Origin of the sequence: Candidatus Nitrosopumilus sediminis (assembly GCF_000299395.1) — an archaeon.
In the GTDB taxonomy this organism is placed as follows: domain Archaea; phylum Thermoproteota; class Nitrososphaeria; order Nitrososphaerales; family Nitrosopumilaceae; genus Nitrosopumilus; species Nitrosopumilus sediminis.
Genome location: NC_018656.1, coordinates 1,386,198 through 1,406,506 on the forward strand (window position 1 = coordinate 1,386,198; position 20,309 = coordinate 1,406,506).

Genomic DNA, 20,309 nt, shown 5'->3' on the forward strand with positions numbered 1-20,309 from the left:
GGTAATTTTACCAGTATTTGCCGTTGTCTGGAATAAGACCGATACCTTCTCTTTCAAAGTGTCTGTCTAATTCGTCAACCCATCTCTCACGGTTGTCTTTGTAAGCCCAGCCGTGTACACGTAACCAGAATGAAATAATTCCAAGAAGGAATATTGTGAACATAATGGTTCCGAAGATGTAAATCATTACATCGTAGAATAATGGGTCGTAGTTTGGTCCTAGTTGTCCTGTAATTGAAGACAGGATGCTAAGGAAAGTACCTACGATAGGAATCATAATAATTTGGCTCTATTTGTGCGATATATACATTTCTTTTATTATCAGAAAGTACGAGATCAGTATCAGACAAGGGTAAAAAATAGAGATTCAGTTTACACTAGGAATAGATAATAAAATAAGAGAAATGTGAGGTTTGTTTATCCTCTTCCCATTGCTGCGTATTTACCAGATCTTCCTCTTAGGAAGAATGCTCCAGCAATACCACCGAATACTGCACCTGCAATAACTGCTGCACCAACTACACCACTGGCATCAAGATATGGAGTTCCTGAACCAGAAGATGGATTTGCTTCAGCTGCTGCGATTCTTCTTGCTTGAATCTCAAGTGCTTCTTCTAATGTGTATGATCCGGTTTGTCCTTCACTACCGACATTACCCATGTATTGAGCAAATGCTACTGCATTCTCTGCATACATTCCGATTGTGAAGACAGCGATTAAGGATGCTGCGAATAGTATTTTTGTATTCATACCGTTTACCTGCTCGTTTTGGCGCCAGAGACTTATTTAACTTTTATTCTGAACCCCAAATTCGGGTTCAATGTACGAGATCAGTATAAGTAACGTTTAATTCTGTTCTATAATGAGCCAAATCATGGGACGAATGCATACACATAGACACGGAAAATCACATTCAATTAGACCAGCTACACTTCGTGCACCTTCTTGGATAACTCAGAGTCCTGCAGAAATTGAAGAATTAGTAGTAAAATACACAAAAGATGGTTTGACTCCTAGTCAAATCGGAATTAAATTAAGAGATCAACATTCCATTCCTTTAATCAAACCAATTACCAAAAAAAGCATGGGGCAGATTTTAGAGGAAAATGATTTGAAAGCTGAAATGCCAGAAGATCTTGAAAATATTGTTAGAAAAGCAATAGGTCTTCAAAAGCATCTTAAAGCAAACAAAGGGGATAATAGAAATGTCAGATCCTTGGAATTAATCGAGGCCAAGGTTCACAGACTATCAGTCTATTACAAAAGAATTGGAAGAATTTCAAAAACATGGAAGTATAAATCCGTGGTTGCTCAACTAGAGTAATGACAAAATCACTTGATGAATCACTTTCTTATTTCAAAGATAAAATTTTAGATTGTATAAAATCAAAAAAATCGATTTCCGTTACAACTCATATAGATTGTGATGGATTAACATCGGGGAGTATTATCACTAAAGCTCTAATCAGAGCAGGGGCAAACTGCACAGTTAGAACATCAAAAGAATTTAGTAAAAATGTCCTAGAGTCTTTCAAAACAGATTCCAGAGATTTTCATATAGTAACTGATCTAGGAGGGGGTTTTGCAAATGAATTAGATAAAACATTAGGAGATAATTGGGTTGTTTTAGATCATCATCAAATCCCAGATAACGAATTAGATAATCAAAATGTAATCAATTCATGGAAATATGGAATCGATGGCGGAGTAGATATCTGTGCAGGAGGAATGGCGTATTTGGCATCAGCTGCACTAGATGAAAGAAATTCAGATTTATCTGCAATTGCTATTGTTTCAGCTTTGGGAGACAGACAAGACCAAGGAGAAAGAAAGTCATTTACAGGCAAAAATTTCGAGATTGCAAATATTGCCAAAGAGCAAGGATTGGTAGATATTGATTTAGATTTATTGTTGGTAGGAAGGGAAACAAGGCCACTTGCTGATGCTTTAGCATTTACCTCTCAGCCATTTATTGAAGGACTAACCTGGAATAGGGATGCATGTCTCTCAATCCTCAATTCATCAGGAGTCAATCTCAAAGAAGAGGGAAGATGGAGAGTGCCAGCAGAACTAAATGAGGAAGAAAAAAGACTAGTGATTGAAGCAATTACAAAATTTACTTCAGGTAAAAATGCAACTGAAATAATGTCAGAATTAATTGGATATACCTATACATTTCCAAGAGAAGATAACAGGAGTTTCTTACGGGATGGGAGAGAGTTTTCAACTATGCTCAATTCATGTGGAAGAATTAATCGTTCAGGTGTTGGAATGGCAGTTTGTATGGGAGATAGAAATAAGATTCTAAGAGAAGCTGAAACGATTCTAATAGATTATAGAAAAATGATTAGAGAATACATGAATATTTTATCCAATGAAAGATGGAGAATTTCAGAAAGTGAGACATGTATCATGGTAAATGGTGAAGACATTGTTCCAGAAACAATGACAGGCACCATTTCATCATTAATAGCAGGATCACCTAAAAACTCAGGAAAAATCATAATATTAAGAACCAAGGCCGAAGAAAATACTATCAAGTTTTCATCAAGAAAATCATTTGGGTGTACATCCGATATCAATCTAAGTGAAATAATGAGAACTGGTGCTGAGAAATTTGATGGTATTGGTGGAGGTCATAATGCAGCTGCTGGAGCAAAAATAACTAAAGACAAATTGGATGAGTTTCTTAACTATTTAGAAGTAAATGTCGTTAACGTGCCAAGTTCAAGTAATTCTCAATAACATATCAAAAGAAAAAGCTGAAACGGTCAAAAAAGCCTTAGAACCAGACAATGTAAATTTTCCAGAAGGGTTGAGTCTTTATGTTGAAAATATTGATAACAAACTAGTTTTTAATTTTGAAAGTAAGAAGAACATGAAACATCTAACAGGAACAGTTGATGAGGTGATGGAGCACATCCAGGTTGCTCTAAAGGTGATTGAGTAATGTTAGATCCAAAATTAATCAAAGAAAAACCTCAGATTATTCGGGATATGTTAAAAGCTAGATCTGTGGATTTTAATTTGGACGGATTAATAGAATCAGATCAAAAAAGACGTGAATTTATTATTAAAACTGATGAGTTGCGAAAAAAGAAAAATCAGGTGGCTTTAGAAATTTCTCAAAAAAAGAAGGCAGGCGAAGATGCATCATTGATTTTGTCAGAAATGAAAAACGTTTCAGCTGAGCTTGCAAAGTTAGAATCAGAACAAGAAAATATTGAAAATACCTATTCCAGATTAGCATTAACCATTCCAAATCTTGTTCACGATTCAGTTCCTATCGGAACAGATGAGAGTGCAAATCAAGAAGTTAGAAAATGGGGGAATGTTCCAAATTTTGATTTCAAAATTAATGATCATATTGATATTTCAGAAAATTTGGATTTAGTTGACCTTGAAAGGGCTGCCAAAGTAGCAGGGGCCAGATTCTATTATTTGAAAAATGATCTTGTAAGATTAAATCAATCATTAATTCACTATGGGTTAGATTTTCTAGCAAAAAAAGAATATTCTCTTGTTCAGCCGCCCTATATGATTAACAGAGAATCTATGGAAGGTGCAGTTATTGCAGATGACTTTGAAGAAGTAATCTACAAAGTTGAAGATGAGGATCTTTACATGATTGGAACATCTGAGCACGCCATGGCAGCAATGAGATCAAAAGAAATCCTAGAAGGAAAAGATTTGCCTTTAAGATATGCAGGTGTTAGTCCATGTTTTAGAAAAGAAGCCGGCGCACATGGAAGGGATCAGAAAGGAATTTTCAGAGTACATCAATTTGATAAGATTGAACAATTCGTATTTTCAAGACCTGAAGACTCTTGGAAAGAACACGAAAGAATGTTATCAGTTGCTGAAGAATTTTATCAAAACTTGGAAATTCCACATCGGGTGATGCTATTATCAACTGGTGATATGGGAAAAGTTTCAGCAAAAACGTATGATATTGAGGCTTGGATGGCAGGACAAAATGCCTATAGAGAAATTGTCTCATGTTCAAACTGTTTAGACTATCAAGCAAGAAGATTGAAGATTAGGTTTAGGGATAAAACAAATGAAGACACACAGTATGTGCATACACTAAACAGCACTCTGATAGCAACGACTAGAATTTTGGTATCAATTATGGAAAATTTCCAAACTAAAGATGGACACATAAGAATTCCTAGCGTTTTACAGAATTACATGGGAAATCAGAAAGAGATCTAGTGACATACCCTTATATTTTGGGTTCAAAGGTCGTTAATAATTGGCACGTAGAAAAGGTCGAGTAAAGGACAAGTGGCGAGAAAAACGCTGGATCACAGTACATGCACCAGATTCATTCAACAATGTTCCTATTGCCTATGTTCCAATCACAGACGATGAAAATGCAGCAGGCAGAGTTTTAGAAGTTACACTATATGATATTCTAAAAGGAGACCCATCCCAACATCAATACAAAATCTATTTCCAAATTGATAAAGTTGAGGGGGACAAAGCAACAACAATTTTCAAAAGATACGAGTATTCAAAAGAATTTTTGCGTAGTTTAGTTAGACGTGGTTCATCAAAAATCAATTTCATTGTAGATATCAAAACAAAAGACGGCTACATCTTTAGAATAAAATTACTTGCTCTAACACATAGACAACTTAACACATCAAGACAACATGCCCTTAGATTAATTGCAAGAGACGTAATTAACAAAACAATTCCAGAAATGACAATTGATCAATTCGTTCAAGCAACATGTTATAGTAAAATTAATTCAGATATTATGGCAGCATTCAAGAAAGTAATTAGGGTAAGACATGTAGGTCTTGAGAAAGTAAAACTCATCAGAACTGCAGACAAAGAAACAAAATTACTTGAAGCATAATCAAAAGAGTTATTCTTTTACAATAATGGTTCACAAGATTGAGATAACAATTGATGTAATTGTTCATGCTACAGAAGACATTTCAAAAATTTTCCAATCTTTTGAAGACATTTTAGGTGTTAAAGAAGAAGATTTCACAATCAAAGAAACAGAAGGGCATTATGAAAATCCAATTATTTTATTGAATGCAAAAATTGTAAAAAAACAGGCTCAAAATTTTATGAAAAAATTACTTGAATCATTACCAAAAGAATTGGTAAATGAGTTAATTGATGAAATTGAAGAAAGAACAGTAGATTCTAGATTTCATATGAGATTAGATAAACAAGAATTAATCAAGGGAAATCTAACATTTAGGGAAAAAGACACTATACAATTAAAAATACACACGCCAATTTACAATAAAAAAGATACTGTCAAAACATTTACAGAAATTTTTCAGATTGCCAACTAGATTAAATAGGAATAAAAGAACTATACAATTTGGGAATGAGGAAATAACAGCCGCTCCAGTCTGAGCGAAAGCTTTGAAGACGCCGCGACGAACCGACCCCTTTTATCGATCAATAGTTTTGATAATGGATTTTCTAGCACATTTCATGGTATTATTTTAAATACGGATAGACAAACCGGAATATCGTGTCAGATTATGATGTGATAGTTGCTGGAGGCGGTCTTGCAGGTACAATTACAGCACAAGCAATTTCTCATTATTCAAAACAAAATCTGAAAATTTTAGTTGTTGATAGAAATACAGAATTTTTTCCAGGTCGAAAATCATTAGCAGGATGGGTATGTGGAGATGCATGCTCTAAAGAAGCAGTTGATTTTATGGCAAAAAGAATCAAAGTTGAGTGGACCAGACCTGAAATTGAACATGATGTAAAGGGAGTCATGGCATTTTCACCAGATAAAGAAACTGCAATTCCATTTGATGGTGCAGGATATATGTTAAATCGTCAAAAATTACCAGAAATTCAAAATGAAAGATGTAAAAAAATGGGAATCGAATTTGAATATGAAGTTAATCTCACAGGTCTTATTTATGAAGGACAGCAAGTAGTGGGAATTCAGGGAGTAGATAACAAAACAAAACAACCATTCAAGAAAACGTCAAAAATTGTCATTGATGCTACAGGAGTTACATCCATGCTTAGAAATGGACTACAAAACTCTACCAAAGTTGAAAAAAGAATCGATAGACGAGATTTAGAATCAACTGGAAGATACATCATGCATTTCGAACCAGGAAAAAAAGAACTTTCAGAATTTGATCCAGATTATTGTATAATACATTTAGATCAAGACATAGCACCAGGTGGATATGGATGGGTATTTCCCAAAGGTGAAACCAAAGTCAACATAGGTTTAGGAGTTGAAAAATCTCTTTTAGATAAAAGAAACAAAAGATTAGGCAAAAAAGACAATGTTGAATCACTAATGAAAGAATATCTTCATAGAAATGTTGCAATCAAAAATGCAAAATTGTCAGAAGACCCAGAAGACATTAACAATAATTCAGGAGTCTTCCAAGTTTCAGTCAGAAGACAAAACGATTGTATGGTATCTGGTGGATATATGATGGTTGGAGATTCTGCATGGATGCCAAAACCAATTGATGCAGGTGGAATTGGACCAGCATTGATTGCAGGTACAATTCTAGGAAATAATGTTGCACAAGCATTAGAGGCAAATGATGTTTCTGAAGCAGGCCTATGGCAATACAATTTAGATTATATCAAAGAGTACGGATACAAAACAGCAGGTCTTGAACTTTTTAGAAGGCTAGTACAACAAATGTCAAATGAGCAAATAAGTTATGGTATGAAACACTTTTTGGGAAATATGGATGTTGAATCAATTAGCAAAGGTGAACACCCAGACTTTTCGGGATTAGGAAAAATTGGAATGATCATCAGAGGTGCAATGAATAAAACAGTTGCAGATGGACTCAGATATACATCCAAACAAAATCAATGGTTAGTAGAACATTACAATAATTATCCAAAAGATCCTTCCGGATTTGACGAGTGGAATAAAACATTACATCAAAAACTTGATGAAGCTTTTACAAAAATAGAAGCTTTTGATTCTAAGATCTAATATTAAATATTGTGAAAATCAACGAAAACATACTTTGGAAGAAGCACAATATCTTGATTGGAACAATTCAAATCATATTCTAAACAAAGCATATGAAGCTGGTCTTTTTGTGCTCATTATAGGCCCTAAAGGTACTGGAAAGACATCTTTAGTTCGAGATTTTGCTAAAAAAAAGAATGTGAATTTAGAATCAATTAATTTTAGTCTTAGAACTAGAGAAAGTCATTTGGTTGGCACAAAGACACTGACAGATGGAACAGTAAGCTTTGATGAAGGATTGTTGATCAAATCAATGAGAAATGGAGATATGCTTTATCTTGACGAAATAAATTCAGCAGAAGCAGATGTTTTACTTAGACTAGATGAAGCATTAGATGATAGACGTCAGATTGCATTAAAGGAATCAACTGGGGAAATAGTCAAAGCAAAAGACAATTGGTTTGTTGTGGCAACAATTAATCCATTAACACATAGTGGAACAAAAGAATTACCACCTCAATTACTTAGTAGATTCCCAGTACGAATTAGATTAGAATATCCTCCAGAAGATATAGAATTAGAGATTGTTAAAAAACATGTTTCAGGAAATTATGAATCTGAAATAATTCAAGCAATCAAACTTGCAAATACATTAAGGCAGGCTGCTGCAGTTGAAGAATTATTTTATTCACCTAGTTTAAGAGAAACCATTGCTTTTGGTAAATTGTTAGATAAAGGAATGTCACCAAAAGAAGTTGCAGATATTGTTTTTGGAAATGTCTATACGCAATGGGGTAATATAGAATATCAAAAAGTTAGGGACATCATAACTTCGATGTTTGGAAATTAAATGCAAGCAATTCAACTTCAAAACGATTCTTTAGTAGAAATAGCAACATTTCTTGTTAGGCGATGGTCTGAAAAAGAAAACATCATAGTAGAAATTTCAGACAAGACAGAAACCAAGACAAGGCTCAAAGAAAACAAGGTAATCTTAACACCACTAGAGAAAAGAATAGGCAATGATTTTCAAAAATATCGACAATTTAGAACATCATTATGGTATGAAGCAATGAGAATAAAATACTGCAAAAAAATTCTTAGCAATGACCATGCATTTGGTTTTATTCTCAATACAATGGAAACTCAAAGAGTAGAACAGTTAGGAAGAAAGATTTGGAAAGGGATGGATGCTGAAATTATTTTCAATTATACGTACATGCTCGTTGCCAGACCTCAATTACATACAGTTTATGGAAAAGCAAGGATTGTGGAGGCATTTTATCAATATTTTATGTTTGGTGTGATAAAAGGAGAGATTCAATCAAGTAATTTTGAAAAAATAAAAAAAGCAACTACATTTGCCAAAGAAATTGTCAACAAAGCAATTGATGAAAATCGAGATACAAGTTGGATTGAAAAAAACGTATCAGAAATAATAAAAATACTAGATATCGATTCTTTACTGACAATTCCAGTATCTTTACCATTTATGAAAGCTGGAATGGCATTATCTGAAGAAGAGTTGTTAAAAGTCTTAAAAATAATTTCAAAAAATAAAGAGGGAGATTTGGGAACTATGGACCCAAAATCGGTCATTAGAGGTGATGATGTGTATGATGAATACAAAGTATTACTTGATGAAAATAAAAAAACAGAAAACAAGGGTTTAGCTGCTGAAACAGTAGGAATCCAGACACCATCTACAAAAAATATTGATGAAACAACAATCTATGACTTGGGATTGATAAACGGATTAAAAATGAAATTTAAGGAATGGAAATCAGGATGGAAAGAGCAACATCTAAGATCAGGAGATGAATTTGACGAAGAAAGTTACATTGAAGGTAATGAACCATTTTTTACAGATGTTAAAAAATCAATTAAAACAAAAATTGTGATATTGTTAGATCATTCATCTAGTATTGCATCAGATGCGATAGAATACAAAAAAGCTACTTTAGCACTTTGTGAGGTATTATCTTTTCTCAAAGTAAAATTTGCAGTGTATGCATTTAGTACAGAGAATAGATCAATGGTATGTTGGTCAATAAAACCAGAAAATGTCAAATGGAATAGCATTACTGCAAAAAGGTTGGCACAAATCGTTGCTAATGGTTCAACCCCATTGGCTGAAGTTTATGATAAAATGTTTCCAATTTTGCAGTCAAAAAGACCAGATATTTTTTTGACATTAACTGATGGGGAACCATCAGATCCAGATGCTGTAAGAAATATGACTAAATCATTCAAAGGATTAGGAATTCGCATGGTTGCTTTAGGATTAGGTCCAAATACTGTCAGGGCTACAACCATTGCCAATAATCTGAAACATTTAGGATATGAAAAAACTATGGCTGTAAGCAGACTAAATGATATACCAAATAAGGTAATTAGCATTTTAGATGGATGAATTTTTGATCTTTCTATCAGGATATTTTATATGAAGTAAAAAATCAAAGCCATCTAGTTAAAAGACATGTCAGAAAATAATTTTGATAAACCATTACTTGAAAAATTTGAACGTGAAATTTGGAGTAAAATTCCACATTTAGAAGATGGAAAAGTGGTCAATGCAACGCCATTGATTGATTTAACTAGGGATCTTAAAGAATGTGCAAAAAATCTTTACAAACTAGATATTTCAGATTTGGATCTAAAAGTGTATGGAAAATTTGATTCTAATTTGGTGTCAGGTTCAATCAAAATTAGACCAGCAATTCACATAATGCATGACGCAATTAAAACCGGGAAGTTAAAAAGTAATCAGACAATAATTGAGGCAACATCAGGAAATTTTGGAATAGCTCTTGGACAAATGTCAAAACTTGGATTAACTGTGGTTTCACTTGTTTCAAGAAAATTGCAAGAAGGAGTCTTCAAGGAATTGAGAAATGAGAATATTCGTATAATGGATTTGGATATGGATATTTGTCCTGCTCCTGGAATGAAAGATAGTGAGGCTGATGCACTAGTTGCAAAGGCAACTGCAGCAAACATTCGTTCTCAGTTAATTGAATTAGGTTTTGATCCAACAAATTACGATAATTCGATTTCAGAGGTTGAATCGTTGTTGGCAGCACAAGACATTATCAATTTGGCAAAATTACTTTCAAAAATTTATGATTGTTTTTGTCCAGAACAATACGATAATGAATTAAACATTGATGCTCATAGAACAATTACAGCTGTAGAGATTGAACAGCAGTTACAGGAAAAAGGGGATTCATTAGAAGATTATAGAATAATTTGTTCATTTGGAACAGGTGGTACATCAGGAGGATTAAGTAGATACATGAATGAAAAGTATGACAAAAAGGCAATACATGTAGTATTTCCAGCTCCAGGTCAAGATGTTGCAGGAATCAGAACAAAGGCTAAAGCAGATGGGCTAAAGTTGTACAATCCAGAAGCATATGCTGCTGAGCACGAAGTTGATTTTGGACAGGCAAGACATTTACTAAAATTCTTTGTAGACAAAGGTCATAATATTGGCGAAAGTACTGCACTTGCCATGTATGCCATATTAGAAATGCTAAGTGAGGGAGAAAAAGGAAAATTCATTGTTGTAGTTGCTGACGGTATAGAAAAGTATAGAAAAAATCTAGAATCAGCATCATCTAACCAGCGTATTCAAGTTTCATTAGAAGATGCAGCATCAAGTGTTCAAGATTACGATAAAATAATCTGGGTTCATACACAATATACGCCAAAAGAAGAAGGAATTGAAATGATTGCTAAATCCTTAGGTGTAAATAAAGAAAAAATTGTGATACCAAAAGCAAGCACCATTAATCAATTATTATCTACACAGCAAATTCCAGATGAGCTTAACAAAGATCTGGACGGCTCTAAAGGTAAATCATTACTAATTTGCATGGCTGGAAATACATCATTAATGACTGCCCAAGTACTTGCAAGTAAGGGCATTGTAACTGAAAGCTTGAATGGGGGAATAACAAATTTGCCTGAAGGCAGAGGCAAAAATCCAGGCGAATTTATCAAAGCTGCAACTGATTAATTATATCTTGAAATGCCTTTCGATTTCTCAACCATTTGCTGATTTAATAATTTCAGGTAAAAAAAGTATTGAGTTAAGAAATTGGAATACGAATTTTCGGGGAGAGTTTTTGATTCATTCTCCATTAAAAATTAGAATTGAAGATGCTAAAAGATTAAAGATTGAAAAAAAATTTGTCATAGGAGCAATCATTGGAAAAGCCCAAATCTATGACGTAAAAAAATACCATTCAATAAAAGAAATAAAATTAGATCAAAAATTTCATTTTGCATCAAAAAAATTTCAAAACAAAACTTTTGGGTTTATGTTAAAAAATGCAAAACCATTTAGAATTCCAATTCCATGTAAAGGTCAATTGGGATTTTTTGAAGTAGATATTCCAAAAACAAAGATCAAAAACAAAAAAATAGTTTCAGATATTATAGATGAAGAATATCGTTATCAATGGATTGGACATCATTAGAAAATTTAAAGATCAGAAAAATATGACTAGTATATATAAAGCTCATATTTAAAGCACCTCGTTATGCCTCAAACAAAGCCAATTGTTAGTGTAGAAAATGTTGTTGCATCAGCATCAGTAGATCAAAAAATAGATTTAATCGAAATTACCGAAAAATTTCCAGATACAGAATATCATCCAGAACAATTTCCAGGTCTTGTATTTAGATTGACTAATCCACGAACTGCCACACTCATCTTTAGAACAGGAAAGATGGTATGTACTGGAGCTAAATCTGAAGAGATGGCAATTAAAGCTGTTAATACAGTTGTTCAAAAATTAAGAAAAGGTAAAATCAAAATTAAAAAAGATGCGGTCATTACAGTTCAAAATATCGTTGCAGCAATTAATTTAGGTGGAAAAATTCATTTGGAAAAAGCTGCTAGAACCCTACCTAGAAGTATGTATGAACCTGAACAATTTCCAGGATTGATTCATAGAATGCTAGATCCAAAAACAGTGATATTGTTATTTGCATCAGGGAAATTAGTGTGTACAGGAGCAAAAAAAGAATCAGATGTTTATCGTTCTGTTCATAACTTACATGCATTATTAGAAGAAAAAACCCTAATGATTTATGATCAATGATTTTTAATTATCCTAAAAATTGACTAAAGACATTTTTGAAGATGAAAAGGTTAAGTTAACTCCCGATACAGGATTTAATTTGGTAGGAATAGATTATTTTGGAGAACCTGGAAACCAACTGTATTTAATTGAGCATTTTGAAATGTATCAAGATGCTTTGAATGCAAAAAAAGATAGAAAAAATCAAGATGAATATTTTATACTGTATAAAGGAACAGGGGATGAGTTTTTCTGTAGATAGATTAGAAAAATGATAAAACTTTACTAAATTTTACAAAATCTCTTATCATTCAGTTTAAAATTCAAAAAATATTGCCTAATGATACAAGTGATTTAATTGACACTTTATATCAAAAGGAAAATCCAGTTAAATCAGAACAAATATCCAAGCAAATTGTTCGTAAAAGTGCAAAAGGAAAACATCAAATTTTTGATGAGACAGAATTTACGCGTGGGAGGGAGGTTCTAGGAGATTTAATCGTTCATGGCATGATAGCCTCAGGTGGAACCGATATTGACTGGCTTGTTGAACATAAAGGAGGTTTCATCATACTAGAATTCAAAGGATTTCATAATGACAAAATCAACATTGCAAAAGGCCAAATGATTGCATATGAAAAACTCCATGAAAAATTAAACATGGCAACAAAATGCTATCTATACGTTGTTGGATGTGATGATATTGATTTTTCTAATCCAGATTCAACAATATGGATTTTTGAGATGAATCAATGGAAATCAGGAGCAATACCAAAAAACACTTCTGATATTTATGGAGATGATACAGGTAAACAAAATAAATTCATTGTTTATCGTGAATATATGCATGAAATTAGTGTAGAAAAATTACGAGATTTGGTAGATTCACATTGGAAAGAATTTGAACGAATTATGAAGTAAATGAAAACGTACTTGAGATTGTTTCTTTACCATTATCTACTTTAACAGTATAAGTTCCAGAATTTTCCCATCCAGGACCTCCTGCTATAGCTAAAGTTGAGAATTGCCCATTATTTTTCAATGAAACTTGTTCTGCCCATACAAGTTCATTATTTTGATTTTCTATTGTAAGATTTACATTTCCAGTTGTATCAGATGTACCACTAATTGAAATCAAATCTTTTTTGTTGTATGATTTTAAATCAGTTTGTACAGATAGTGAGATTGGCACATTATTTGTGGTAGTGTCAATTTTGACAGTACCATCAGTGATTCCACTGAAAGATATTACAGCAGCAATAACTAACACTAGAGCAAAACTGCCTATGCCAAAAATAATTTTTTGTTTTTGGTTTAGTGTAAGAAATTCTTGGTGATTCAGTTTGAAGTGATTGTGTTTGTTGGATAGGTTTAATCTCAGGAAGTACAACATCTGGAACTTGTTGTTTTTCTTCAACATGAGGTGTTTGAGTAAATTCTGGTTTTTTTCCTAGGTGTTTTTCAGCTAATTTTCTAACATAATTTCTTTCATAATTGCTAATTACTTCATTATTTTCACAAGCCCTACAAATCTGTTTTAGAATTCGATCATCTCCAAAATCTTTATCCAAGAGAGCTTTTACATCATCCAATAACGGATCTGTCATGTTTATTTCCTCTCAAATTGATTATTTATGAATATATGTCAAAAAGCTACTTTGAATAGATTTTTTGGGCTTGAATTATGACAGTTCTAATGTAATCCTTGGCAGTTGAATCCGTTACGCCCATTTGTTTTGCTCTCTGATAAAGATCGTTTTCTTTAGGATTTGTCAAATAATACTTTAATAGATAATTGAGTCTGTGGGATCTTTTTTCGTCACTTTTCATGATTTTGTTTTTCTTTGGTACTAAAAAGGCCAGAGGATAATGACATAACCAATCAAAAATTATAGTATCATAAAATTTGAATAAAAACATATGATCTTTTTTAAACAATACGAAAAAAAGAATGCAAATGAAACGAATTGAGGCAACTATTCAAGCAACTAAAATTGGTGCAGTATCTGAGGCAATAACCGGTATTGTTGGAGGATTCTCCATCATGGAAGGAAAGGGTAGAGGTTCTGGGGTCAGACATGAAATGAGATCTGGCAGGGGAACAGGTACCATAACTGCAGAATACAACAATGTTGCGTATGTTAGTACAGTTGTAAATGACTCAGACGTAGAAAAAGTTTCCACAGCAATTGCTGATGCAGCTTTTACAGGTAAAGGCGGAGATGGCATTATTGTAGTATCCAATGTGGATAGCGTCATGAATATAGCAACTAAAAAGAGTGGTTCTGAAGCCCTCTAATCATTTTCTTTTATCAAAACAATATGCAATGTTGATTAATGTGAATTTAGCTGCTGAGAGGTTAACTACTCCTCTCAGGGTCGTTATCCCTTTGGGGGACATATTTTTGAAGGGATGTATTACTATTACAATTTGAGTATAAAAGCAAAGGATTTTGAAGAATTATTGTTGACCTTCAATTCCCATTAATGTCAGTGTTGATCTAATTTTTGGGATTTTTCGAATCTTCCAAGTAATGGTCTCTCGTAGTGCTTCGACTTGACTTGATTCTACTTTAGCCAGAATATCATATGCACCAAAAGTTCCATGTACTTCAATAACACCTTCAATTGATTTTAATTCTGAGATTACTGATTCTTCAGAACCTAGCTCACAGTTTATGAGGACATAAGCTGTTGCCAATTATGATTCAACTCCTATTGTCATACCTAAAATGCACTCTTGAAATATATAAGAATAGTCCAATTTACTTAAAAATTCACCATCAAATAAGATAATTTCATAAACAAATGTAAAGAGATTTAGAATAATTTAAGACTAAGACAAATATGCACCATTCATAATTTTTTCCAACTCTTCAATATTTTTTGAAAGAGTGATTTTAGAGCGTAGTTTAGAGCCACCCTTCATACCTTTAGTAAACCTCATAGCTTGACCTTTGATATTTGCAAATTTGATTTTATATTGACTAGTTAGATGTAGGTAATCAAAAAATGAATCTAGTCGATCTTTGAAAGAGTATTCTTTATAGGAATTTGTCTTCAAATAATCATTAATTTGCTCAAACAAAAATGGATTACCCATTGCTCCTCTCCCAATCATTACATAGTCACAGTTAGTACTATCAATCATATTTTTAGCATCTTCAGGAGTAGTTATATCACCATTTCCAACAATTGGAATACTAGAAATTTCTTTTAGTTCTTTTATCATATCCCAATCAGCAGTTCCAGAATAACCCTGACTAACAGTTCTTGGATGCAGTGTAATCATTTTAATTCCCTCATCTTCAGCAATTTCAGCAATTTCTCTAAAGAGGAATTTACTAGCATTAGTAACTCCAGAACGAATTTTTAGGGTTACAGGTTTTTTTACAGAATTTACAAGTGTGTTAAAAATTTGTTGTGTTAGATTAACTTCTTGTAATAATGCTCCTCCTGCCATTTGTTGTGTGATGTGGGGTGCAGGACACCCCATGTTATAATCAATTATATCAAAAAAAGGTTCTACAATCTTTGCTGCTTTTTCTAAAGCACAAAGATCAGAGCCAAATAATTGAATAGAGAGTGGACGCTCTTCTTCAGAGTATTCAATAAATTCCTGTATGGTTTTCATTTTTTCTTTAAGCTGATTTTCTTTTGCAATAATACTGTGAATGTTTGTAAATTCAGTTACCACCAATCCAGCTCCCATTTTTTTACATTGTAAACGAAGAGCAGGATCACTTACTCCAGCCATAGGTGCTAGAAATGCCCTACTAGAGAATTTTGGAAGCATATTCAAACTTTATAGATTGAATATATTTATCATTCAATGGATTTTGTAAAAATCAATTAGTTATCAGGGCAACCGTCTAAATCGCGGTCACCGTCATAATCTTCAGGATCAAGAGGACACAGATCTTCATCATTTATGATACCATCTAGATCATCATCATGGACAAATCTTTGTTGTTCTGGAGCAGTATCAGGGCAACCGTCATGATCATTGTATTTATTCCATGTTTCAGGGCTTGTTGGACATGAATCAATTGCATCATAATATCCATCACCGTCAGAATCAATTCTTGTAGGGGTTGTAGATTCTGCAGCTAATACATCAGGACAACCGTCCCAGTCTAGATAACCATTGAAGTTTTCCTGTACATCAATACATGCATCCCATCTATCATCTATGCCATCACCGTCAGTATCTGGAAAACTATATGATGGGACAACAGATCCAGTTGAATCTGGACAACCGTCTTCATCTTGATAGAAATTATAAGTTTCAGGTTCTAGTGGACATGCGTCAGATACATCTACAATTCCATCTTGATCAGAATCAAGTGTAAACATAAATTTATCTGGACAGCCGTCTTTGTCCTCAAAGCCATTAAATGTTTCAGCCTGACCAGGACATTGATCTATATTATCTGGAATTCCATCGCCATCAGAATCAAATGAAAGTTTGTTATCAGGAATTGAATCTGGGCAGCCGTCTTCATCTAGATATCTGTTGTAAGTCTCTTTAGCATCAGGGCACTGATCTATGTTATCAGTGATACCATCAAAATCAGAGTCTCCAAATGAGTCATAAGCTATAGTGTCAGGACAACCGTCTTCATCTTGGAATCCATTATACCTCTCTGCTAAAGTTGGACATTCATCAAATATGTCAGGAATTAAATCATAATCAATATCAGATAATGCAGGTTTGGAGATTCCAGGAACATCTGGGCAGCCGTCATGATCTAGATAATCATTGTAATTTTCTTTTTCATCAAGACATGCATCCCATCTATCATCTATGCCATCACCGTCAGCATCTGGAAATAGATACGATGAAGTCATTGTATCTTTGGAATCAGGGCAGCCGTCTTCATCTTGATAGAAATTATAAGTTTCAGGCTCTAGTGGACATTCATCGGAAATATTTGAAATGCCATCCATATCAGAATCAAGTGTTGAATTAAGATTATCTGGACAACCGTCTTCATCTTGGAATCCATTAAATGTTTCAGGTTGGTTTGGACAGTGATCTAAATTATCAACAATTCCATCACCGTCAGAATCATAAGTCGATTTATTATTCACAATAGAATCTGGACAGCCGTCTTCATCTTGGAATTTATTGTAAGTTTCTTTGTTATATGGACAAATATCAAATTGATTTAAAATTCCATCACCGTCAGAATCTCCAGATACTGCATAATCAATTTCATCTGGGCAGCCGTCTTCATCTTGGAATCCATTAAAATTTTCACGATCTAATGGGCAAGCATCTACAGAATCAAGTATGCCATCATAATCAGAATCAATCAAACCATTAGAAGCAGCACCAAGTACATCTATGCATCCATCCCAGTCTAGATAACCATTATAATTTTCTGGTTCATTCAGACATTGATCCCATCTATCATCTATGCCATCACCGTCAGCATCTGGGAAATTATATACAGAAATTACATTATCAATTAAATCGGGGCAGCCGTCTTCATCTTGATAGAAATTATAAGTTTCAGGCTCTAGTGGACATTCATCTGATGTATCTGAAATTCCATCTCTGTCAGAATCTCTTAAACTAGATGTATTATCTGGGCAGCCGTCTTTATCATCTATACCATTGAATGTTTCTGGTTGGTTTGGACACTTGTCCATATAATCAGGATATCCATCACCGTCAGAATCTGCTATGGCTTTCCCAGTTTCAGGAGACAAATCTGGACAACCGTCTTCATCTTGGAATTTATTGTAAGTTTCTTTTACAGTTGGGCAATTATCAACATGATCTTGAATTCCATCATAATCTGCATCATACCAAGGAACAAAGTCTGCAGGACAACCGTCAATATTGTTACCATACTGAGGGTCATAGTCTTCTAAAAGATGAGGACAAAAATCGAGATCATTTGGAACTCCATCACCATCTGAGTCAATTGATTCAGCAGCAAAAGCACCACTTGGCATCATGCCAATTGTAGAAGTAAGCAAAAGTAAAAATCCTAAAAGATATTGTTTTTTCATTCTCTATGACTCCGCTATTATCAAGTATTTATTAAGTCTCACGTTGAAGAGATTCTCGAAAAATTGTAAGATTATGGATCTGGACAACCGTCTAAATCGCGGTCACCGTCATAATCTTCAGGATCAAGAGGACACAGATCTTCATCATTTATGATACCATCTAGATCATCATCATGGACAAATCTTTGTTGTTCTGGAGCAGTGTCTGGACAGCCGTCCCAGTCTAGGTATTTATTCCAAGTTTCAGGACTTGTTGGACATGAATCAATCACATCTGGATATCCATCACCATCTGAATCTGCATATGTAGGAGTGGTGGATTCTGCACCAGGAACATCTGGGCAGCCGTCATGGTCTAGATAACCATTGTAGTTTTCTGGTTCATCAATACATGAATCCCATCTATCTTCAATACCATCACCGTCAGTATCAGGGAATGTGTATTGTGGATTTACAGTGTTATTGGAATCTGGGCAGCCGTCATGGTCTAGATATCTATTGTAAGTTTCAGGCTCTAATGGACATTCATCTAAGATGTCTGGAATTCCATCTTGATCAGTATCAAGTTTTGAAGATTGTTTATCTGGGCAGCCGTCTTCATCTTGGAATCCATTAAATGTTTCAGGTTGGTTTGGACACAAATCTAAAACATCTGGAATGCCATCATCGTCGGTGTCAGAAGTGATTTTATTATCTGCTATGTAGTCAGGGCAGCCGTCTTCATCCAGATATCTGTTGTAAGTCTCTTTTGCAAATGGACATAAATCTAAATCATCAGTAATTCCATCGCCGTCAGAATCACCAACTGATTTGTAATCAATACTATCAGGGCAGCCGTCTTCATCTTGGAATCCATTATACCTCTCTGCTAAAGTTGGACATTGATCTAGATGATCTGCAATACCATCATAGTCAGCATCTAACATAGCACCTGCTGTTGTACCTTTAATGTCAGGGCAGCCGTCATGGTCTAGATAACCATTGTAGTTTTCTGGTTCATCAATACATGAATCCCATCTATCTTCAATACCATCACCGTCAGTATCAGGGAATGTGTATTGTGGATTTACAGTGTTATTGGAATCTGGGCAGCCGTCATGGTCTAGATATCTATTGTAAGTTTCAGGCTCTAGTGGACATTCATCTGATGTATCTGAAATTCCATCTCTGTCAGAATCTCTTAAACTAGATGTATTATCTGGGCAGCCGTCTTCATCTTGGAATCCATTAAATGTTTCAGGTTGGTTTGGACACAAATCTAGATTATCAATTATCCCATCACCATCGGTATCAAATGCAAATTTGTTATCTGCAATATAATCTGGGCAGCCGTCATGGTCTAGATATCTATTGTAAGTTTCAGGACTAAACGGACACAAGTCATTATGATCTGCAATGCCATCACCATCAGCATCACCAGTAATCATGATCTGCAATTCATCTGGGCAGCCGTCTTCGTCTTGGAATTTATTGTAATTTTCACGATCTAATGGACATTCATCTACATCATCTGGAATTCCATCATAATCAGCATCTGGTGCTTCTAATGAAGTGACGCCAGGAACATCAGGGCAACCGTCATGGTCTAGATAGTCATTATAGTTTTCTGGTTCATCAATACATGAATCCCATCTATCTTCAATACCATCACCGTCAGTATCAGGGAATGTGTATTGTGGATTAATAGAATCAATACTATCAGGGCAACCGTCTTCATCTAGATATCTATTGTAAGTTTCAGGCTCTAATGGGCATTCATCTGATGTATCTGAAATACCATCACTATCAGTATCTTTTGAAGTCATTGGATTATCAGGGCAACCGTCTTTATCATCTATACCATTGAATGTTTCTGGTTGGTTTGGACACTTGTCCATATAATCAGGATATCCATCACCATCTGAATCTGCTATGGCTTTCCCAGTTTCAGGAGACAAATCTGGACAGCCGTCTTCATCTTGGAATTTATTGTAAGTTTCTTTTACTGTAGGACAATTATCAACATGATCCTCAACACCATCATAATCAGCATCATACCAAGGAACAAAGTCTGCAGGACAACCATCAATATTGTTACCATACTGAGGGTCATAGTCTTCTAAAAGATGAGGGCATTGATCGAGATCATTTGGAACTCCATCACCATCAGAGTCAATTGATTCAGCAGCAAAAGCACCACTTGGCATCATGCCAATTGTAGAAGTAAGCAAAAGTAAAAATCCTAAAAGATATTGTTTTTTCATTCT

Annotated in this window: 24 protein-coding genes; 15 read left to right on the plus strand and 9 right to left on the minus strand. The window is 34.2% G+C overall.

From position 1 onward, the window contains the following. Positions 1 to 7: 7 nt before the first annotated feature. Entirely contained in the window at positions 8 to 277 is a 270-nt protein-coding gene (locus NSED_RS08335; protein WP_014965818.1) for a hypothetical protein, read from the minus strand. A 140-nt stretch (positions 278 to 417) separates the two neighbouring features. After that, positions 418 to 750, minus strand: coding sequence for a hypothetical protein (locus NSED_RS08340; protein ID WP_014965819.1), 333 nt, complete (start codon positions 748 to 750; stop codon positions 418 to 420). A gap of 124 nt (positions 751 to 874) precedes the next feature. On the opposite strand from NSED_RS08340, the gene NSED_RS08345 reads away from it, so the two are divergent. The 14 genes from NSED_RS08345 to NSED_RS08410 all read left to right on the plus strand — a co-directional run bounded on the left by NSED_RS08345 (position 875) and on the right by NSED_RS08410 (position 12,960). After that, entirely contained in the window at positions 875 to 1,324 is a 450-nt protein-coding gene (locus NSED_RS08345; protein WP_014965820.1) for a 30S ribosomal protein S15, read from the plus strand. Beyond that, entirely contained in the window at positions 1,324 to 2,745 is a 1,422-nt protein-coding gene (gene recJ, locus NSED_RS08350; protein ID WP_014965821.1) for a RecJ family nuclease, read from the plus strand. The genes NSED_RS08345 and recJ overlap by 1 nt, the downstream gene beginning before the upstream one ends. Further along, positions 2,708 to 2,950 carry a KEOPS complex subunit Pcc1 gene (locus NSED_RS08355; RefSeq protein ID WP_014965822.1) on the plus strand — a complete coding sequence of 81 codons (243 nt, stop codon included), beginning with the start codon at positions 2,708 to 2,710 and terminating at the stop codon, positions 2,948 to 2,950. Before recJ ends, NSED_RS08355 begins: the two co-directional genes overlap by 38 nt. Next, complete coding sequence (serS, locus tag NSED_RS08360) at positions 2,950 to 4,215, plus strand: serine--tRNA ligase (protein WP_014965823.1); 1,266 nt, start codon at positions 2,950 to 2,952, stop codon at positions 4,213 to 4,215. The genes NSED_RS08355 and serS overlap by 1 nt, the downstream gene beginning before the upstream one ends. 40 nt (positions 4,216 to 4,255) lie before the next feature. Then, positions 4,256 to 4,867, plus strand: coding sequence for a 30S ribosomal protein S3ae (locus NSED_RS08365; RefSeq protein ID WP_014965824.1), 612 nt, complete (start codon positions 4,256 to 4,258; stop codon positions 4,865 to 4,867). A gap of 25 nt (positions 4,868 to 4,892) precedes the next feature. Then, positions 4,893 to 5,321: an RNA-binding domain-containing protein gene (locus NSED_RS08370; protein WP_014965825.1), complete on the plus strand. Its 429-nt coding sequence runs from the start codon at positions 4,893 to 4,895 to the stop codon at positions 5,319 to 5,321. A gap of 185 nt (positions 5,322 to 5,506) precedes the next feature. After that, a complete protein-coding gene (locus NSED_RS08375) occupies positions 5,507 to 6,970 on the plus strand; it encodes an NAD(P)/FAD-dependent oxidoreductase (protein ID WP_014965826.1) in 1,464 nt (487 codons plus the stop codon). A 34-nt stretch (positions 6,971 to 7,004) separates the two neighbouring features. Continuing rightward, entirely contained in the window at positions 7,005 to 7,799 is a 795-nt protein-coding gene (locus NSED_RS08380; protein ID WP_026090077.1) for an AAA family ATPase, read from the plus strand. Continuing rightward, positions 7,800 to 9,362: a vWA domain-containing protein gene (locus NSED_RS08385; protein ID WP_014965828.1), complete on the plus strand. Its 1,563-nt coding sequence runs from the start codon at positions 7,800 to 7,802 to the stop codon at positions 9,360 to 9,362. It abuts the gene before it with no gap. 66 nt (positions 9,363 to 9,428) lie between these two features. Beyond that, positions 9,429 to 10,970, plus strand: coding sequence for a pyridoxal-phosphate dependent enzyme (locus NSED_RS08390; RefSeq protein WP_014965829.1), 1,542 nt, complete (start codon positions 9,429 to 9,431; stop codon positions 10,968 to 10,970). A 7-nt stretch (positions 10,971 to 10,977) separates the two neighbouring features. Further along, on the plus strand, positions 10,978 to 11,433 hold the full coding sequence (locus NSED_RS08395; RefSeq protein ID WP_014965830.1) for an ASCH domain-containing protein: 456 nt from the start codon (positions 10,978 to 10,980) through the stop codon (positions 11,431 to 11,433). A 63-nt stretch (positions 11,434 to 11,496) separates the two neighbouring features. After that, the gene (locus NSED_RS08400) at positions 11,497 to 12,060 is read left to right on the plus strand and encodes a TATA-box-binding protein (RefSeq protein ID WP_014965831.1); all 564 of its coding nucleotides are present in this window, start codon (positions 11,497 to 11,499) and stop codon (positions 12,058 to 12,060) included. A gap of 19 nt (positions 12,061 to 12,079) precedes the next feature. Beyond that, positions 12,080 to 12,301 carry a hypothetical protein gene (locus NSED_RS08405; protein ID WP_014965832.1) on the plus strand — a complete coding sequence of 74 codons (222 nt, stop codon included), beginning with the start codon at positions 12,080 to 12,082 and terminating at the stop codon, positions 12,299 to 12,301. A 71-nt stretch (positions 12,302 to 12,372) separates the two neighbouring features. Beyond that, positions 12,373 to 12,960, plus strand: coding sequence for a hypothetical protein (locus NSED_RS08410; protein ID WP_014965833.1), 588 nt, complete (start codon positions 12,373 to 12,375; stop codon positions 12,958 to 12,960). Here NSED_RS08410 and NSED_RS10815 read toward each other — a convergent pair. Genes NSED_RS10815 through NSED_RS10615 form a run of 3 tightly spaced genes read right to left on the minus strand, consistent with a single transcriptional unit; the run spans position 12,950 to position 13,869 of the window. Then, the gene (locus NSED_RS10815; RefSeq protein WP_014965834.1) at positions 12,950 to 13,309 is read right to left on the minus strand and encodes a hypothetical protein; all 360 of its coding nucleotides are present in this window, start codon (positions 13,307 to 13,309) and stop codon (positions 12,950 to 12,952) included. The genes NSED_RS08410 and NSED_RS10815 overlap by 11 nt on opposite strands. Next, the gene (locus NSED_RS10820; RefSeq protein WP_014965835.1) at positions 13,266 to 13,646 is read right to left on the minus strand and encodes a hypothetical protein; all 381 of its coding nucleotides are present in this window, start codon (positions 13,644 to 13,646) and stop codon (positions 13,266 to 13,268) included. Before NSED_RS10820 ends, NSED_RS10815 begins: the two co-directional genes overlap by 44 nt. Positions 13,647 to 13,692: 46 nt before the next feature. Next, positions 13,693 to 13,869: a hypothetical protein gene (locus tag NSED_RS10615; RefSeq protein WP_016940193.1), complete on the minus strand. Its 177-nt coding sequence runs from the start codon at positions 13,867 to 13,869 to the stop codon at positions 13,693 to 13,695. A 121-nt stretch (positions 13,870 to 13,990) separates the two neighbouring features. Between NSED_RS10615 and NSED_RS08425 the strand changes: the two genes are divergently transcribed. Next, complete coding sequence (locus tag NSED_RS08425; RefSeq protein ID WP_014965837.1) at positions 13,991 to 14,338, plus strand: P-II family nitrogen regulator; 348 nt, start codon at positions 13,991 to 13,993, stop codon at positions 14,336 to 14,338. Between the two features lie 162 nt (positions 14,339 to 14,500). Here NSED_RS08425 and NSED_RS08430 read toward each other — a convergent pair whose 3' ends face one another. The 4 genes from NSED_RS08430 to NSED_RS08445 form a co-directional block, all read right to left on the minus strand. Further along, on the minus strand, positions 14,501 to 14,740 hold the full coding sequence (locus tag NSED_RS08430) for an Lrp/AsnC family transcriptional regulator (RefSeq protein ID WP_014965838.1): 240 nt from the start codon (positions 14,738 to 14,740) through the stop codon (positions 14,501 to 14,503). A 135-nt stretch (positions 14,741 to 14,875) separates the two neighbouring features. Further along, positions 14,876 to 15,835, minus strand: a complete 960-nt coding sequence (dusB, locus tag NSED_RS08435) for a tRNA dihydrouridine synthase DusB (protein WP_014965839.1) — start codon at positions 15,833 to 15,835, stop codon at positions 14,876 to 14,878. Between the two features lie 56 nt (positions 15,836 to 15,891). Continuing rightward, a complete protein-coding gene (locus NSED_RS08440; RefSeq protein ID WP_014965840.1) occupies positions 15,892 to 18,063 on the minus strand; it encodes a thrombospondin type 3 repeat-containing protein in 2,172 nt (723 codons plus the stop codon). Between the two features lie 71 nt (positions 18,064 to 18,134). Continuing rightward, complete coding sequence (locus NSED_RS08445; protein ID WP_014965841.1) at positions 18,135 to 20,306, minus strand: thrombospondin type 3 repeat-containing protein; 2,172 nt, start codon at positions 20,304 to 20,306, stop codon at positions 18,135 to 18,137. Between the last annotated feature and the right edge of the window lie 3 nt (positions 20,307 to 20,309).

Bases quoted from the DNA above. Each gene is read 5' to 3' on its own strand.
- dusB (WP_014965839.1), bottom strand. From the start codon at position 15,835: ATGCTTCCAAAATTCTCTAGTAGGGCATTTCTAGCACCTATGGCTGGA.
- NSED_RS08400 (WP_014965831.1), top strand. From the start codon at position 11,497: ATGCCTCAAACAAAGCCAATTGTTAGTGTAGAAAATGTTGTTGCATCA.
- NSED_RS08425 (WP_014965837.1), top strand. From the start codon at position 13,991: ATGCAAATGAAACGAATTGAGGCAACTATTCAAGCAACTAAAATTGGT.
- NSED_RS08390 (WP_014965829.1), top strand. From the start codon at position 9,429: ATGTCAGAAAATAATTTTGATAAACCATTACTTGAAAAATTTGAACGT.
- NSED_RS08370 (WP_014965825.1), top strand. From the start codon at position 4,893: ATGGTTCACAAGATTGAGATAACAATTGATGTAATTGTTCATGCTACA.
- NSED_RS08445 (WP_014965841.1), bottom strand. From the start codon at position 20,306: ATGAAAAAACAATATCTTTTAGGATTTTTACTTTTGCTTACTTCTACA.
- NSED_RS10820 (WP_014965835.1), bottom strand. From the start codon at position 13,646: ATGACAGATCCGTTATTGGATGATGTAAAAGCTCTCTTGGATAAAGAT.
- recJ (WP_014965821.1), top strand. From the start codon at position 1,324: ATGACAAAATCACTTGATGAATCACTTTCTTATTTCAAAGATAAAATT.
- NSED_RS08355 (WP_014965822.1), top strand. From the start codon at position 2,708: ATGTCGTTAACGTGCCAAGTTCAAGTAATTCTCAATAACATATCAAAA.
- NSED_RS08340 (WP_014965819.1), bottom strand. From the start codon at position 750: ATGAATACAAAAATACTATTCGCAGCATCCTTAATCGCTGTCTTCACA.
- NSED_RS08440 (WP_014965840.1), bottom strand. From the start codon at position 18,063: ATGAAAAAACAATATCTTTTAGGATTTTTACTTTTGCTTACTTCTACA.
- NSED_RS10615 (WP_016940193.1), bottom strand. From the start codon at position 13,869: ATGAAAAGTGACGAAAAAAGATCCCACAGACTCAATTATCTATTAAAG.
- NSED_RS08345 (WP_014965820.1), top strand. From the start codon at position 875: ATGGGACGAATGCATACACATAGACACGGAAAATCACATTCAATTAGA.
- NSED_RS08385 (WP_014965828.1), top strand. From the start codon at position 7,800: ATGCAAGCAATTCAACTTCAAAACGATTCTTTAGTAGAAATAGCAACA.
- serS (WP_014965823.1), top strand. From the start codon at position 2,950: ATGTTAGATCCAAAATTAATCAAAGAAAAACCTCAGATTATTCGGGAT.
- NSED_RS08335 (WP_014965818.1), bottom strand. From the start codon at position 277: ATGATTCCTATCGTAGGTACTTTCCTTAGCATCCTGTCTTCAATTACA.